The sequence below is a fragment of the Stenotrophomonas sp. STEN038 genome, from assembly GCF_056759895.1.
Genome location: NZ_JBRRDW010000019.1, coordinates 22,464 through 39,050 on the forward strand (window position 1 = coordinate 22,464; position 16,587 = coordinate 39,050).

Consider the following 16,587-nt stretch of genomic DNA (forward strand, 5'->3'; position numbering starts at 1 on the left):
ACCTGTGTCTCGCACACAGGTCAACCGGCCTTGCGGTGGGCGAAGCCAGTAACGCGCGAATTGGCCGTGGACGGACGGATGTTCGCGGCCACAGTTGCATGAGCCGTCGGTCCCTGCCTGCGTTGAACGGCCCCATCACTACTTCTCCTTGGGTAGTGCGGAGGAGGGGTGCGGCTTCCTGGCCAGCTGCCGCTGCTTGATCAGCGAGTACAGCGCCGGGATCACGACCAGGGTGAGGATGGTCGAAGACACCATGCCACCTACCATCGGCGCAGCGATTCGGCGCATGACTTCCGAGCCAGTACCGCTGCTCCACATGATGGGCAGCAGGCCCGCCATGATCGCGACCACGGTCATCATCTTCGGGCGCACGCGGTCGACCGCGCCTTCGATGATGGCCTCGCGCAGGTCCCGTGAATCCAGTGCCCGGCCTTCGGCCTGCCTCTGCGCGGCACGCGCTTCAAGTGCGTGGTCGAGGTAGATCAGCATCACCACGCCGGTTTCCGCGGCGACGCCGGCCAGCGCGATGAAGCCCACGATCACCGCGACGCTGGTGTTGTAGTCGAGCATCCACATCAGCCAGATGCCACCGACCAGTGCGAAGGGCACCGACAGCATCACGATCAGCGACTCGGTGACACGGCGGAAGTTGAGGTACAGCAGCAGGAAAATCAGCGCCAGCGTCACCGGAACGACGACACGCATCTTCTCCGCGGCACGTTGCATGTATTCGTACTGTCCACTCCAGGTCACGTAGTAGCCAGGCGGGAACTGCACCTGCTCGGTGACCGCTTCCTGCGCAGCCTTCACGTAGCGGCCGAGATCGCTCTCTCGGGTGTCGACGTAGATGTACGCCGCCAGCATCGCGTTCTCGGTGCGGATGCTCGGCGCACCCTTCCTGACCTCAATCCGCGCCAGTTCGCCCAGCGGCACCTGGGCGCCGCCGGGCACCGGCACAAGGACTTGGCTGCCTATCCGGTGCGGATCGTCGCGGAGTTCGCGGGGATAGCGCACGATCGCGCTGAAGCGTTCGCGGCCCTGGAGGATGGTGGTGACGATCTCGCCGCCCAGCGCGGCGGCCACCACGTTCTGCACCTCGCCCAGGGTGACGCCGTACTGGGCCAGGCTGCCAAGGTCGGGGGTGATGTCGAGGTAGTAGGCGCCGGTCAGGCGTTCGGCGAACGCGCTGGTCGTGCCCGGCACTTCGCGCACCACGGCTTCGATCTCGGTGGCCAGCGCGTCGAGTTGCTCAAGGTCCGTGCCGAAGAGTTTGATGCCCACGGGCGTGCGGATGCCGGTGGCCAGCATGTCGGTGCGCGCCTTGATCGGCATCGTCCAGGAGTTGGCGACGCCCGGGAACTTCAGCGCCGCGTCCATCTCGGCGATGAGCTTGTCGGTGGTCATGCCGTCCCGCCATTCGTCCTCGGGCTTGAGGTTGATGACGGTCTCGAACATCTCCAGCGGTGCGGGATCGGTGGCCGTCAGGGCACGGCCCGCCTTGCCGAACACCGACTCCACTTCCGGGAAGCCCTTGATGATCCGGTCCTGCTGCTGCAGCAGCTCCGAGGCCTTGGTCACCGACATGCCCGGAAGCGACGCGGGCATGTACAGCAGCGTGCCTTCGTTGAGGGTTGGCATGAACTCGCTGCCCAGCCGCGATGCAGGCCACAGGCTTGCAAACAGGGCGGCCAACGCAAACATGATTGTGGCCATGCGATGCCGCAGAACGACGTTGATCACCGGCCGATAGGCCGCAACCAGGAACCGGTTCACCGGATTCTTGTGCTCGGGCACGATCTTGCCGCGCACGAACAGCAGCATGAGTACCGGTACCAGCGTGATCGACAACAGCGCGCCACCGGCCATCGCGAAGGTCTTGGTGAAGGCCAGCGGCTTGAACAGGCGACCTTCCTGAGCCTCCAGGGCGAACACGGGCAGGAACGAGACGGTGATGATCATCAGGCTGAAGAACAGCGCCGGCCCGACCTCGCGACAGGCATCGATGATCAGCTGGGTCCGGCTGCGGGAGCCGTCGGAGCGCTCGATGTGCTTGTGCGCGTTCTCGATCATCACGATCGCCGCGTCGACCATCACGCCAATCGAGATCGCGATGCCGCCCAGGCTCATGATGTTGGAGTTCATGCCCAGCATGCGCATCGCGATCACCGCGATCAGCACGCCGACGGGCAGCATGACGATCGCGACCAGCGCGCTGCGCGCATGGAACAGGAATACCAGGCACACCAGTGCGACGATCAGGCTCTCCTCGAGCAGCGTCGTGCGTAGCGTCTTGATCGCGCGCACGATGAGATCGGAGCGGTCGTAGACCGCCTGGACGCTGACGCCCTCGGGGAGTCCACTCGCAAGCTGGGCGATCTTGTCCTTCACCCCCCCGATCACGGCCAGGGCGTTTTCGCCGAAGCGCGCAATGACGATCCCGCCCACAACGTCGCCTTCGCCGTCCAGGTCGACGATGCCACGGCGCTCATCGGGTACCAGTTCGACCCGGGCGACGTCGCCGATCAGCACCGGTGCGCCCCCTTCGGCGCGCAGAACCAGGCTCTCGATATCCTCGATACCGCGCAGGTAGCCGCGGCCCCGCACCATGTACTCGGTCTCGGCCATCTCGATCACGCGGCCGCCGACGTCGCGGTTGCTCTCGGCGATCACCTCGGACACGCGTGAAATCGGGATGTCGAACTCGCGCAGCCGGACCGGATCGACGGTGATCGAGTACTGGCGCACGAAGCCGCCGACGCTGGCGACCTCGGCCACGCCGGGCGCGGTGGTGAGCTGGTAACGCAGGTACCAGTCCTGCATCGCGCGCAGCTCGTCCAGCGAGTGGCGGTCGCTCTGCAGCACGTACTGGTAGACCCAGCCCACGCCGGACGCGTCGGGTCCCAGTGCCGGTGCCACGCCAGCCGGCAGGTTTTTCGACGCGACGTTGAGGTTCTCGAGCACGCGCGAGCGCGCCCAGTACAGGTCCGTGCCTTCTTCGAAGATGACGTAGATGAAGGAGGCGCCGAAGAACGAGAAGCCGCGGACGTCCTTCGACTTCGGCGTCGCGAGCAGGGCGCTGGTCAGCGGATAGGTGACCTGGTCCTCGACCACCTGGGGCGCCTGCCCCGGGTACTCCGTGAACACGATCACCTGCACGTCCGACAGATCCGGTTGTGCGTCCAGCGGCGTGTTCATCAGTGCGTAGATGCCACCGGCGACAATCGCCAGCGCCATCAGCAGCACCAGGAAGACGTTGCGCACCGACCATTCAACGAGACGGCCAAGCATGTCAGTGCCCCTCGTGGCCGGTGGGGGCGGGCGGAGTCTCTTCCGGGGTAGCCGGCATGGAATGACCGGCGTGCGGATCAGAGGCCTCGTCACCATGACCTGCGTGCGGGTCGGCGGCGTCCTCGCCGTGCCCGGCGTGTGGATCCTCAGCGGTGCCCGAAGGCGCGCCGTGTCCTGTGTGACCCTCAAGACCCTGGAGTGCCGACTGCAGGTTGCTTTCGGCGTCGATCAGGAAGTTGGCGGAGACCACGACCTGCTCGCCCTCGGTCAGGCCGTCGAGGATCTCGATGCGATCGCCGCCGCGCCGCCCCAGGCTGACATCGCGCGGTGCGAAGCGGCCAGGGCCGGTCTCGACCAGCACCACCTGGCGCGTGCCGCTGTCGAGCACGGCCGAGCGCGGAACGGTCAGGACCGGTCCAGCCCCCGGCTCCTCCAGCACCACCGTCCCATACAGCCCGGGCCGCAGGTCGCCAGCGGGGTTGGGCAGGGCGATGCGCACATCCACGGTGCGCGTCATCGCATCGATGACGGGCTGCACGAAGGTGACCTCGCCCTCGGCCACCTGGCCCGGCAGGGCCACGGTTTCAAAGCGGGCCGTTTGGCCGGGCTGGATACCCGCGGCCTGCGCCGCCGGCACCTTGGCGATCACCCACACCTTCGACAGGTCCGCCAGGCGCAGGATGGTTTCGCCGGGCTCGAAACGCGCGCCCTGGACCACCGGCTTCTCGATCACGACCGCGTCCGCGGGCGCGGTGAGCACCAGGCCCGTCTTGCCCATCTGCGCGTCACTGATTTCCCAGTTGCGCAGGCGGGTGCGGGCGGCATCGCGCAGGCGGACCATCGACGCCGCGCTCGCGGGATCGGACCCGGCCAGCCTGCGGGCGGTCTCGTCGGCCAGCCGGTATTCCTGCTGCGCCGCGGCCAGCTGCGGGCTGTAGACGGAGAGCAGCGGCTGCCCGGCGCTGACCCGCATGCCGGTCTGGTTCGCGTACAGCCGCTCCACCCAGCCTTCGAAGCGCGGGGCGATCGCGTACTGCCGGGTCTCGTCGACCTCGACCGTGCCGCTGGTGCGCACGGTAGCGGACAGGGCTCCGCGCTTGACCGCTTCGGTGCGCACGCCCAGCGCCTGCACCTTGTCCGGCGGCAGCACCACCGTGCCCGGTGCCGCCGGCGGTGCGTCGTCGGCATAGACCGGGACGTAGTCCATACCCATCGAATCCTTCTTCGGCACCGGCGACGTGTCCGCCAAGCCCATGGGATTGCGGTAATAGAGCACCTTGCGTTCTGCGGCCGGGCCGTCGATCGACGTGCCCGCGGTCGGGGAGTCGTTCGTGGCGCGGCCGGCAATCCAGCCGACGGCGAGGGCGGCGAGTGCAACGCCGATGGCGAGCGACAGGGTCTGGACACGGGTCATCGGATCTCTCCTTCGATGGCGCGCACGGCGGCGGCGCCCAACAGTTCGTCACGCAGTGCATCGACCCGTGCGAGGTCGGCGCCCTGCCATTCATTGAGTGCTTCCAGCAGCGTCCCGAAGTCGACTTCACCGACCTGGTAGCTGGCCAGGGCGGACTGCCAGGTGGCGTCGGCCTGCGGCAGCAGCGTGTTCTCGATCAGTCCGCGACGCTCGCGCGCGTTGGTCCACTGCGACCAGGCGGAAGCGCCGCGTTCCTCGACGGCCCGCAGCGTGGCGTCCCTGCGGGCAAGCGCTGCGTCTTCGAGCAGGCGCGATTCGCGCTCGCGCTCGCGGCGGGCACGCTGCTGGAACGGGATCTCGACCTCGAACATCAGCTCGGTGCTCTCGATGCCGTTGCCGAACTGCATCGCACCCACGCCCAGGGTGATGTCGGGAAAGCGGTTGCGACGCTGCAGTACCACGTTCGTGCGCGCCGCCTCGGCGCGAGCCTGCTGCGAGCGCACCGCGGGATGCGCATCGGCGTCATCCAGTGCCTCGGCAAGCGAGGCGCTGTGGACGGCGAGGCGCGGCGCCTCGTCGGGAGTCGCCAGCGGTGCATCGGACCGGCGCCCCAGCACCGCGTTCAAGGTGGCGGCCGCCTCCTGCTTGGTCGCGAGGCGTTCGATCCGCTCGCGCTGGAGGCTGGTCTGCTCGACCTGGGCGCGGATGGCATCCTGCTGCGCCGCGCGACCCAGGGCGTAGCGCACGCCGGCCATCTCTTCCACCTGGCGGAGCAGGGCGATGCGGCGATCAAGCACGGCCACGGCCTGGTCGGCATGCCAGTAGCGTGCGTAGGCCGCCTCGGCGTCGGCCAGCAAGTCGCGCGCAGTGGTGAGGCGATCGAGTCCGACCGCGACCGCGTCCTGGCTGGCCGCGGTCCGCGCCAGGGCGCGCTTGCCCCAAAGCGGGAGGCGCTGGCGCAGCGCGTAGTTGACCTCGCGCTCGGCACCGGCGGAGCGCCAGGGCTTGTCCGGATCGAGGCCGCGGAATCCAAGGGAAGCCGTCGGGTCGGGTAGGGCGCCCGCTGGCTGGATCCGTGCTTCGGCGGCCTGGGCCTCGAAGTCCATGGCCCGCAATTCCGGGTTGTGTTCCAGAACCCAGGCGCGGATCGACTCGAGGCTGTGCCCCGGGACGGGTTCGGTGGCGGTCACCGGCAGCGCCAGGGCCCACAAGGCGCCGGCAAGCACGCCGGCAAGAAGGTGCCGGAGCGGTGGCAGACGGCGGGACAGAGGGCGAGGGTGCAGGCGCCTGGCCGGCAGTCGGTCGAACGGGGATGCCATATCAGTGTCCTTGGGCCGACGCGACGCAGGTCGCTCGGACGAGGGCAGGAACACATGCCGTGACGCAGCCACGGCGCGAACGCACAGGACTGCGCCGCACAGACGTGCGGAGCAGTCAGCGTCCAGGCATCAGATCAGCAGGAGTGCCGCTGGATGGGCGGTAGGTCGGTGCCAGGCGGGTCTGGGCGGCGAATCCACCCATGTAGCCGTGACACCTGGCGCAGCATCCGCAATCGCGGCGATCGCAAGCCAGGAGAACCAGGCTTCGGCCAGCAGCGGCGGAATCGAAGGGATGCGCCCACTGTCCGCCGAGATGTCACCCTCGGTGCAGTGCGCGTCGCACACTGCCTTGCTCGCTGAGGGGAGCTCGGCATCGCAGCCGTGGCCATGGTCGTGTCGGGTGTCGGTGGCGGCAGCGACAAACGCCGCCGGCGTGACTGGGAGATCCAGGCAATCGCCATGGCCTGCGAGCGCGAACTGGGACCAGAGCAGGGCCACCATCGCGAGGAGGGCGGTGCGCTGGAACAAGTTCCGATGGCGGATGCGGACCATGGCGTGAGCTTACCTCTTACTGGAACCGATGCAATTGATCCAAGTCAATCCTTGGCCAGGCCCAGGGGCTGGCGCGGCACAGATGTGGTCGGCGAGGACGGTACGGCGGCCGACTTGGCAAGGCGAAGGGCGTTGGCCACCACCGACACCGAGCTCAAGCTCATCGCAAGCGCCGCGACCATCGGGCTCAGCAAGATCCCGAATGCGGGGTAGAGCACCCCGGCCGCGACCGGCACCCCCAGCGCGTTGTAGAGGAACGCGAAGGTGAGGTTCTGCTTCATGTTGGCCACGGTGGCCTGGGAGATCTTCCGGGCGCGCAGGATGCCCCGCAGGTCGCCCTTGACCAGGGTGATCTGGGCACTGGACATCGCGACGTCGGTGCCCGTGCCCATGGCGATGCCGACGTCGGCCGCGGCGAGCGCCGGGGCGTCGTTGATGCCGTCGCCCGCCATCGCCACCCGCCGGCCTTCGCGCTTGAGGCGCTGCACCAGCTCGGCCTTGTCCTCGGGGCGGACTTCGCCATGCACCTCGTCCAGGCCCAGCTCGGTGGCCACGGCCCGTGCGGTGGTGAGCCCGTCGCCGGTGGCCATGATGATGCGCAGCCCGGCGGCGTGGAGCTCGTTGATGGCCGCCGCGGCCGACGCCTTGATCGGGTCGGCAACCGCGACCAGCCCCGCCAGGCGCCCGTCCACGGCCAGGAACATGGCGCTCGCGCCCTCGCGGCGCATCCGCTCGGCCACGTCGACGTGCGCAGCGGGATTGGCGCCCAGGTCGTCCATGAGCGCGGTATTGCCCAGCGCAAGCGCATGGCCGGCCACGGACCCGCGCACACCCATGCCGGTCACCGAGTCGAAGTCCTCCACGCGGTCGAACTCGAAGTTCCGGCGTCGAGCCTCGGCGACGATGGCGTCGGCCAGCGGGTGCTCGCTGCCCTGGTCCAGGCTGGCGGCCAGGTGCAAGACCCGGTCGGCGTCGAAGCCCTCGAAGGCCACGACTTCCTTGAAGGCGGGGCGCCCCTCGGTGAGGGTGCCGGTCTTGTCGACGATCAGGGTGTCGATGCGGCGCATGTGCTCGATGGCCTCGGCGTCGCGGAACAGCACGCCCACCTGCGCCGTCTTGCCCGTGGCGACCATGATCGACATCGGCGTCGCCAGGCCCAGCGCGCAGGGGCAGGCGATGATCAGTACCGAGACCGCGTTGAGCACCGCAAAGGTCCAGGCCGGCTCCGGACCGAAGGAGCCCCAGATAAAGAAGGTGGCCACCGCGATCGCCAGCACCGCGAGCACGAACCAGTAGGCCGCGATATCGGCCATCCGCTGCATCGGCGCGCGGGAGCGCTGCGCCTGCGCGACCAGCTGCACGATCTGCGACAGCACGGTGTCGGAGCCCACCTTGGCGGCGCGGATCACCAGCGCGCCGGTGCCGTTCTGGGTCGCGCCGATGACCTGGTCGCCTGCGGTCTTCTCGACCGGAATCGGTTCACCCGTGAGCATCGACTCGTCGACGCTGGAGCGGCCTTCCACCACTTCGCCATCCACCGGCACCTTCTCGCCGGGACGCACGCGCAGGTGGTCGCCGACGTGGACGTGGGTCAGCGGGATGTCTTCCTCGGTGCCGTCGGCGTTGACCCGCCGGGCTTCCTTCGGCGCCAGGCCAAGCAGGCCCTTGATCGCCGCGGACGTTTTCGAGCGCGCCCGCAGTTCCAGCATCTGGCCGAGCAGGGTCAGCGAAACGATCACCGCCGCCGCCTCGTAGTACACCCCGACGCGCCCATGTTCGGTAAACGACGGTGGGAACAAGCCGGGTGCCAGCGTGGCGACCAGGCTGTAGCCAAAGGCGGCCGCAACGCCAATCCCGATGAGGGTGAACATGTTCGGGCTGCGGTTGCGGATCGACTGCACGCAGCGCTCGAAGAACGGCCAGCCGGCCCACAGCACGACTGGTGTGGTCAAGACCAGCTCGACCCAGGTCTGCACGTCGATCGACAACGGCAGGATCTGCACGTCGCCCAGCACGACACGCGGGAGGTACTGGCCGAACATGGCCAGCACGAGCGTCACCACAGTCAGCGGAAGCGTCCACCAGAACCGGCGCGAGAAGTCGCGAAGTTCCGGATTGTCATCGTCCTCCAGGCTCGGCATTTCCGGCTCCAGCGCCATGCCGCAGAAGGGACAGTTGCCTGGACCTTGTTGCCGGACTTCCGGGTGCATCGGGCAGGTGTAGATGGCGCCGGGCTGTGCCACCTCGGGTTCGTCCTGGGGCGTCAGATAGCGCTCCGGATCGGCCACGAACTTCGCGCGGCATCGCTCCGAGCAGAAGTGGAAAGGTGTGTCGGCGTGGGTCGCATGATGCTGCGTCGTGGCGGGATCGACCTGCATGCCACAGACCGGATCGGTGACCCGTCCATCCGCAGCCTCGACAGGGGCTGCGCCTGCAGAATGGTGATGGTCATGGGACGACGGTGAGTTCATGCCGATGCTCGCTTTAGTGGGGATGGACTGCCAAGGCAGTGTGCCATTGCGGGTTACACAGCTATTCGGGGCTGAGCGTCCCGAGCACTGAAACAACAATCAGGATCAAGATGGCCAGCGCGGCCTCAGCCGTAACACTCTGCCGCAAAGCCCGCACCTCCTGCGCGGGATCTCCGCTGGTCAGCGCTCGTTCCAAGCGCGGCACCAGCGTCCATCGGTGCAGCGCTCCCAAACCCAGCATTCCAGCGAACAGGGCCAGTTTGAACAGCAGCAACTTCCCGTAGGTGCTCTGGAACAGGGCCGAAAACGACCACGCGGTGAGATCCCCGTAGTGCGCGATGCCGGACACGATGAGCGCACCAACGAAGATCGTTCCCAGCGTCGAAAAACCATGCAGAAAGTCATGCGTTGATCGCAGACGCCCGCTGCCGTTCGTCTCTTTGCCGCGCAGCAGCATGGCAAGGAACATCAGGACCGCTGCGATCCAGCCGCCTGCCGCGAGAAGATGGACGATGCCTGCAGCAAGCCGGACCGCGCCTGCCAAGCCCTCGCCAGCGGCGGCGTGGCCGTTCCATGCCAGCGAAGCGAGTGCGCCGCCCGCCAGCATCGCCCCCAGCGGGAAGGCGGTCTCCACCTTCCCGCGGCGACGATGCCATCCGAGCACGAACATCAGGGCGACCAGCAGCGCGCCTCTCGCCATGGCTGCCCGGCCCGCGGACGTCTCGAGCAGATACCAGCCAAGCGATGCGCGATCAACCTCGGCAAGCGGCATTCCCATGATGCCCGCGGTCTTGAAGACGACATCGAGCCCGGTGAGCACGAGACCGGCTACGGCACCCGCCAATAGAACGCCCATGAGTGACCACCCGGCCAAGGCGTCGGCGAGTGCCGATCGACGCGACCCGTACCAACCGAAGAGTGGAACCCCGAAAAGAACCATGATGACAAGGTATTCCAGGAATCTCAGTGCATAAGCCGACAGGTCGAACATTCGCGACTCCTCAGCGCACCGTGAAGCTGAAGCTGCCCGGCATGGGGTGGTTGTCACCACCGACGGCGCGGTATTCCACGGTATAGACGCCCGGAGTCAGCGGCTGGGGCAACTTGGCACGCAGGGTCTTACCGTTGTTGACGATCTCGGTCGTGAAATTCTCGATCGGCATGGTGGAACTGCCGTGCTTCATGAGCAACTTGAGACGCGACGCCCGCGGAATCAATGTTTCGTTGAACACGAGATCGATCTGGCCCGGCGAAGCCACCACCGCATTTGCCGCCGGTGTGGACTGCTGCAGCGCGGCGTGGGCGTGCGCGATCTGCAGGGAGAACTGCCCAGCCGCAATCGCGAGGACGAGCGCGAAGGAGCGAAGGACGTTTGATGATTTCATAGGGATAAATCCTCATTGCGAATGTGATGCAAAGCCCCGTTCGGCGCCGTGCTGTGTTGGATCCGACAAGCGTTAGGTGTCGGGCTGTCACCGAAACCACGGTTGGTCGGCTTTTGATATTTGAGATGAGGATCCCGCCGCTCAGGCGGGATCCTCGACGCGTCAAGCCGCCATGGCGCTGCAGCTTTCCGCGCAACGGCGACAAACTTCGGCGCAGCGCGCCATCTCCGGGTCGTTCATGGCGTCGCATGCTTCGGCGCACTGGCGGCAGATCTCCGCGCAGGCACTGCAAACCACCGAGTGAGCGCTGGCGCCACGCAACATGGCGTCGGCGCTGGTGGCGCAGATATCGGCACACGTCGCCAGCAGGGCGATGTGCTCCGGGGCTGCGTGGGCACCTCCTTTGCTCAGGCAATAGTTGATGGTCTCAAGGCAAATCGCGTGGCATTGCGTGCAGTTGTCGATGCACTCGTTCATGGCCTGAGACCGGTGGTCTTCGGAATGGTGAGTCATGTGGATCTCCTGCTTCATCGCGGACGAGAATCGGCGCGCCCGCAACACCGCCCCCTGTTGCTCTTGCGGATCAATGCTGTGCGAAGGGTTCGGTGGTTCCGTCGTGATGGACCAGCTCGACCGTATACGGCTGCTGGCGTCCTTCCGGGACCTCCATGCCCGGCGAACCGAGCGGCATTCCGGGCAGGACCAGGCCGCGTGCGTCCGGCTTTTCTTCGAGGAGGCGCTTGATGTCCTCGGCCGGGACATGGCCTTCGATGACGTATCCGTCGACCTCGGCCGTGTGGCAGGAGCCCTTTGCATAGGGGACACCCAGGCGCTCCTTGACCGGACCCAGGTCATCCATGTCATGCACATCCACGGTGAACCCCGCCTTCTTCACGTGGTCGATCCAGCTACCGCAGCACCCGCAGGTCGGGGTCTTGTGGACGGTCATGCGTGGCAGGGCGGCTGGAGTCGCGTCGGCTGTTTCCGGGACGACCTGTGCAGTGGGCGCGATGGTGGATTGCGCGGGTGTAGCCGCTTGGGTGCAGGCACCCAGGCCGGCGACCGCAAAAGCCGCCCACGCCAGTCGGTTCAATCTGCAGGTTTTCATTTCTGGTTCTCCGCTTAGCGCTTGGTCCGCGAAGACCAGTGGATGTGGGCGATCCGCCAACCGTCGGTGGTCTGCTTCAGCACCATGGTCTCGGTGCTCTGGACGGTCAGTGGCTTACCGTCTTTCTGGGCGTGCAGCTCGCTTTCGGTTCCGACCCATGCGAACTCACCAGCGGTGCGTGCACGCTGACGGAGCAGCTGGCGATGGGCGCCCTTGAGGAATGCCGCATCGCTGACTGCGTGATGACCCAGATATTCCTCGCGGCTGCGCTCGGCACCCCCGGACTCGAGGATGAGGACGTCGGCAGCGAGCAGGGCTTCGACCGTGGCCAGATCGCCGCTAGACAGGGCCCTGTTGAAACGCTCCGCTACGGCGACCGCGGCCTCTGCAGTGACTGGGACGTCGACGTCCGCAGATGCCGCGGCAGCGGGGTGATGTGCGTGCGGCTGTGTCGCCTGCGCCATTGCGGGGGACACGACGGCCAGTGCCAGTGCGAGGGTGAACGAGATTGCTGTTGCGTTCATTGCGTGGGCTCCAAGGAGATCAATGGGTGTGCGCATGGCCGTCATCGGCCACGGGCGTGTGTGGTGCAGGGTGCGACTCCACCTTGCCGTCGGGATGGCCGTGGCTCACCAACCCGACTTCCGTGTCGCTGGGTGTCGGGCCGTGGTGATCGTCGTCCACGCCCGGCGGGTGCGCATGCGGCATGGAGTTGTTGCCCGGCTCGAATAGGGCAGGGTGATCCTCGGCCTTTTCGTCGTCATGGTGGCCTTGCGTCTCGCCGCCGCCATGCGAATGACCATCACTGCTGGCCACCAACGCCTGGTAACCGGCCTTGTCCAGCGTGGGCAGCTTCTGCAGGAAGGCCGACATGTTCCAGATGAACTCATCGTCCATGCTGCCGCCCCACGCGGGCATGCCGCTGGCCTTGATGCCGTGCTTGATCACCCAGAACGCCTCAGCTGGAGCGACCGACTGTTTGCTTAGGTTCGGTGGCGCGGGGTACAGGCCCTTGCTCATCTCGGTGGCCGCCGCCTCTGGCGAAAGATGGCAGGTCACGCACATGGCGTTGTAGTTGCCCGCACCCTGGCGGATACGCTCAGGATCATCCAGGTTCGTGGGCACCTGAAGCTTGGCGGCGCGCACCTCAATGGAACGCTCGCGCGCCGTTTCAAGTAGCGCATACACCGGGCGACTATGCGGATCGTCGGCGGCCACGTTGTACACGCCCAGAGAGACCGTGGCAGTTGCCGCGACCGCAACCAATCCCACGCCGGCACCGAGCCATACCCACATCCTTTTGTTGGATTTCATTGTCAGTTCCCCTTAGAACCAGGTACGAAGGCCGATGACCAAGCGCGTGTCTTCAAAGGACTCGCCATGCTCGCGTCGCATGTCTGCGGTATTGCCAAACGCGCGCTCGTACACCACGCCGATGTAGGGAGCGAACTTTCGGGTGAACTCATAACGAAGTCGTAGCCCCGCCTCAGCGGTACTCAGACCCGAACCTATCCCGCGCAATGGATCGTTCTTGCCATAGGCGGTGACTTCCACCAGCGGCTGCAAGATCAGCCGGTTGGTTAGCAGCAATTCGTACTCGGCCTCGACATTGGCGGCAGTCTGGCCCCCTTCGCCGAGATAGGCTGTGGCGGACACTTCGAACTTCATCGGCGCCAAGCCCTGTACACCGATAGCGGCGAAGTTTTGAGATGCCCCAGGCTTGAAGTCATGACGCACACCGGCCACCACATCCCACCACGTGGAGATACTGCGGCCGTAGAGCACTTCCAGATCAGCCGACTCGGTCTGACCATCCGTGCGTTCGCCTTCACTGCGGAGCCAGACGCGATTGAGGTCCGTACCGATCCAAGCCTGGCCCTCCCAGCCCAGCCCGGTGCCCGGATCGGCATCCCAGGCTTCCAGGCGATTGAGCAGCACGTAGCTCTTGATCGAGTTGTCATGCACCGGATGCGCGTGTTCCGGCGCGATGGCCGCCTTGCGATCCGCGTCCGTCACCGCGGGTATCGGGGTGCGCGGCTGCGTTGGCACTGCAGGCCCGTGTCCCATCTGACTGTGGTCCATGCCCTGCATCGACTGTGTCTGCGCTTTGGGCGTTGCGGGCGTGCTCGGAGGCGCGCCGTGCCCCATCTTGGAATGGTCCATCCCCTGCATCGCAGGCGTGGCCGTACTAGAGGTGTCGGCTGCAGCGGGCTGTGCCATCTGACTGTGATCCATGCCCTGCATCGACTGCGCCTGTGCTGTGGGCGCCGCAGGTGTGCTCGCGGGCGAGACGTGCCCCATTTGCGAATGGTCCATGCCCTGCATGGCAGGCTCGGCTGCTTTAGCCTGCGGCGCGGCGTGGCCCATCGTCGCATGATCGATCGTCGCTTCGCTCGGCTTGGCCGGTGTTGCAGGCTTTTGGGCTGGCGCAGGTTTTGATGTCGGCGCCTGTTGTGCAGAGTGATCCTGAGTCTGGGTCTGCGCGCCCTGCTCCATCGGCATGGAGCCGTGCTGCATGGATTGGGCGCTGGCCGCATTGGCCAGGGCCAGCGAGATAGCCAGCGTCAGCGCAGTCAGGGTGGTATCGCGTCTATTGATGTTCATTCGTCGACCCTCACCGTGCGCATCATTCCGGCTTCCATGTGATAAAGCAGGTGGCAATGGAACGCCCAGCTGCCCAACGCATCGGCACGCACGCGATACGTGCGTCGGCTACCCGGCGGCATATCCACCGTGTGCTTGCGCACCATGAAGTTGCCGTTGTCGTCCTCCACGTCACTCCACATGCCGTGCAAATGGATGGGATGGGTCATCATCGTGTCGTTAACCAATACGATGCGCATACGCTCGCCGTAGTTCAGCCGCAGCGGCTTGACATCGGAGAACTTCTGACCGTTGAAGCCCCAGGAGAATTTCTCCATATGTCCGGTCAGATGCAGCTCGATCTCGCGACCGGGGTCGCGTCCGTCAGGGTCTTCAAAGGTGCTCTTGAGCATGGAATACGTCAGTACATGACGGCCGTTATCGCGCAGGCCATTACCCGGATCATCCAAGCGCGAACTCACGCTCATGGCCTGGTTGTCCAACAGGGGATTGTTGGTCTCGCTGGCAGGGTGTGATTGCATGCCCCCGTGCTGCATGCCTGCCATGGCACCATCGCCGGCGGCGGGCATCGCATGGCCTGCATGGGCCGAGGTCGCGTTACCGCTGGCAGGTGGGGTCATGCCAGGCATGCCCATGGCCGCACCACAGCCGCCTTCCATGCCCTTGCTGCCGCCAGACATATCCATCGATCCATGATCCATGCCCATGTCTGCCATCGTCAGCAGCGGCCGGGGATCCACAGACGGAACGGGCGCGCGTAATCCTTCGCGCACGGCGAGCGTGCCGCTGACGTAGCCGGTGCGACCGGAGTCTTGGGCAAAGATGGTGAATGCGTCCTGCCCGGAGGGCTCCACGATCACATCGAAGGTTTCTGCTACCGCGATGCGGAACTCGTCGACGGAAACCGGATGGACATACAAGCCATCTGCTGCCACCACGGTCATCTTTAGCCCCGGAATACGCACATCGAAGTACGTCATGGCAGAGCCATTGATGAAACGCAGGCGCACCTTCTCGCCACTGCGGAACAAACCGGTCCAGTTGCCCAGCGAGGTCGTGCCGTTCATCAGGTAGGTGTAGGTGTTGGCGTTGACGTCGGACAGATCCGTGGGCGTCATCCGCATCACGCCCCACATCTTGCGATCTTCCAACGTGGCCGACAGGCCGTTGCGCTTCACATCGCGCGCAAAATCGCCGACCGTGCGCTTGTAGTAATTGTCATGGCCCGGCATCTTCTTCAAACGATCGAACAGGGCCGTCGGGTCCAGGTCTGTCCAATCGCTCAGCATCACGACGTAGTCGCGATCGAAGCTGAAGGGCTCCGGCTCCAATGGGTCGATGATGATCGGGCCATAGAGCCCGGCTTGTTCCTGGAACCCCGAGTGGCTGTGGTACCAGTAGGTGCCGCCCTGATGCAGGGTGAACCGGTAGTGGTAGGTCTCACCACGTCCGATACCGTCAAAGCTCAGGCCCGGCACGCCGTCCATGTTGGCCGGCAAAATGATGCCGTGCCAATGGATGGAGGTGTCCGCGCCATGGAGGGAGTTAGCGGGCAATGCATTGGAGACACGCAGGTTGACCGTGGTGCCTTCCCGCCAACGCAGCAACGGCGCCGGAACGGACCCATTGACGGTGATCGCGGTGCGGGTCTTGCCGGTGAAGTTCATCGGCGTCTCGCCGATGGTTAGGTCAAACTCGGTGCCCGATAGTACGTTGGGTTGTCCCGGGCCCTTGAGCGCCCAACTGGCTTTGGGCCAGAAACCTAATCCTGCGACTGCGCCTCCCAAGGCCAAGCCCTGGACAAATCGCCGCCGCGAAGGTAGCAGCGGCGGTCCACCGTGTGGACCACGAAAATCATCATGCGACATGAAAATGCTCCAAGCGTCGTGTTGCCACCGGCGGGCGGTGGTACAGAGCGGGCGGCTGGCCTATAAATAGGCATGCAAGCCACACCAACGGCGCCATTGCGGCGCTTAGGGACGCTTAGCCGATCGGTGGTCGGATCAGATGAGGCAAGGCAGGTGCCGCATGCCCTAGGGGCAGCGGCATGACATCCAGGCCCAAGGCCAGTTGCACCGAAACATGCAGGCGCGCCGGAAGTGCGCTCGCGCACGCGTGTACGCAGGCGCACCGGCACGCAGAAGACTTGCAACAGTCGGGACCGGCATGGTCGCCATGCCCAGTGCCAGCCCTTTCAATCGAGGTGGCATCGGGATGATTCTCAGCACTGTGATGGGCGACGCAGTCTTCGTCGCCTTGCACCGCGGCAGCCACTTCGCTGGCCTGCGCTTCCATGGCCGGGTTCATACTGATCGACGCAAATGCCGACCACGCGCCGTTAAGCACGAGCATGACGATCAGGAGCAGTCGCAGTAGAAGTGAGGAGGCTGACACGGGCGACATTGTAAATCACTTTAGACAAGGCGCGTGTGTATCGGTCGTGAAC

The 16,587-nt window shown here is 65.8% G+C and carries 14 protein-coding genes; all 14 read right to left on the reverse strand.

What is annotated here, in order from left to right:
• Positions 1–138: 138 nt before the first annotated feature.
• Positions 139–3,288: an efflux RND transporter permease subunit gene (locus ACVOLS_RS09750; RefSeq protein ID WP_049404640.1), complete on the reverse strand. Its 3,150-nt coding sequence runs from the start codon at positions 3,286–3,288 to the stop codon at positions 139–141.
• Between the two features lies 1 nt (position 3,289).
• Positions 3,290–4,702: an efflux RND transporter periplasmic adaptor subunit gene (locus ACVOLS_RS09755; protein WP_017357198.1), complete on the reverse strand. Its 1,413-nt coding sequence runs from the start codon at positions 4,700–4,702 to the stop codon at positions 3,290–3,292.
• Positions 4,699–5,892: a TolC family protein gene (locus ACVOLS_RS09760; protein WP_229296417.1), complete on the reverse strand. Its 1,194-nt coding sequence runs from the start codon at positions 5,890–5,892 to the stop codon at positions 4,699–4,701. The genes ACVOLS_RS09755 and ACVOLS_RS09760 overlap by 4 nt, the downstream gene beginning before the upstream one ends.
• A gap of 258 nt (positions 5,893–6,150) precedes the next feature.
• On the reverse strand, positions 6,151–6,573 hold the full coding sequence (locus ACVOLS_RS09765; protein WP_049404632.1) for a hypothetical protein: 423 nt from the start codon (positions 6,571–6,573) through the stop codon (positions 6,151–6,153).
• A gap of 44 nt (positions 6,574–6,617) precedes the next feature.
• Positions 6,618–9,044 carry a heavy metal translocating P-type ATPase gene (locus ACVOLS_RS09770; protein WP_481545474.1) on the reverse strand — a complete coding sequence of 809 codons (2,427 nt, stop codon included), beginning with the start codon at positions 9,042–9,044 and terminating at the stop codon, positions 6,618–6,620.
• A 61-nt stretch (positions 9,045–9,105) separates the two neighbouring features.
• Entirely contained in the window at positions 9,106–10,035 is a 930-nt protein-coding gene (gene copD / locus ACVOLS_RS09775) for a copper homeostasis membrane protein CopD (RefSeq protein WP_017354978.1), read from the reverse strand.
• A gap of 10 nt (positions 10,036–10,045) precedes the next feature.
• Complete coding sequence (copC, locus tag ACVOLS_RS09780; RefSeq protein WP_017354979.1) at positions 10,046–10,429, reverse strand: copper homeostasis periplasmic binding protein CopC; 384 nt, start codon at positions 10,427–10,429, stop codon at positions 10,046–10,048.
• A 162-nt stretch (positions 10,430–10,591) separates the two neighbouring features.
• Entirely contained in the window at positions 10,592–10,942 is a 351-nt protein-coding gene (locus tag ACVOLS_RS09785) for a four-helix bundle copper-binding protein (RefSeq protein WP_026070601.1), read from the reverse strand.
• 70 nt (positions 10,943–11,012) lie between these two features.
• Positions 11,013–11,537 carry a DUF411 domain-containing protein gene (locus ACVOLS_RS09790; protein WP_229301210.1) on the reverse strand — a complete coding sequence of 175 codons (525 nt, stop codon included), beginning with the start codon at positions 11,535–11,537 and terminating at the stop codon, positions 11,013–11,015.
• 14 nt (positions 11,538–11,551) lie between these two features.
• Positions 11,552–12,061 (reverse strand): nuclear transport factor 2 family protein, encoded by a 510-nt coding sequence (locus tag ACVOLS_RS09795; RefSeq protein ID WP_026070602.1) that lies wholly within the window; start codon positions 12,059–12,061, stop codon positions 11,552–11,554.
• 19 nt (positions 12,062–12,080) lie between these two features.
• Entirely contained in the window at positions 12,081–12,851 is a 771-nt protein-coding gene (locus ACVOLS_RS09800) for a c-type cytochrome (protein ID WP_026070603.1), read from the reverse strand.
• A 12-nt stretch (positions 12,852–12,863) separates the two neighbouring features.
• A complete protein-coding gene (locus ACVOLS_RS09805; RefSeq protein ID WP_017354984.1) occupies positions 12,864–14,141 on the reverse strand; it encodes a copper resistance protein B in 1,278 nt (425 codons plus the stop codon).
• Positions 14,138–16,009 (reverse strand): copper resistance system multicopper oxidase, encoded by a 1,872-nt coding sequence (locus ACVOLS_RS09810; RefSeq protein ID WP_017354985.1) that lies wholly within the window; start codon positions 16,007–16,009, stop codon positions 14,138–14,140. The genes ACVOLS_RS09805 and ACVOLS_RS09810 overlap by 4 nt, the downstream gene beginning before the upstream one ends.
• A 115-nt stretch (positions 16,010–16,124) precedes the next feature.
• Complete coding sequence (locus tag ACVOLS_RS09815) at positions 16,125–16,544, reverse strand: CopL family metal-binding regulatory protein (protein WP_080354476.1); 420 nt, start codon at positions 16,542–16,544, stop codon at positions 16,125–16,127.
• Positions 16,545–16,587 lie beyond the last annotated feature (43 nt).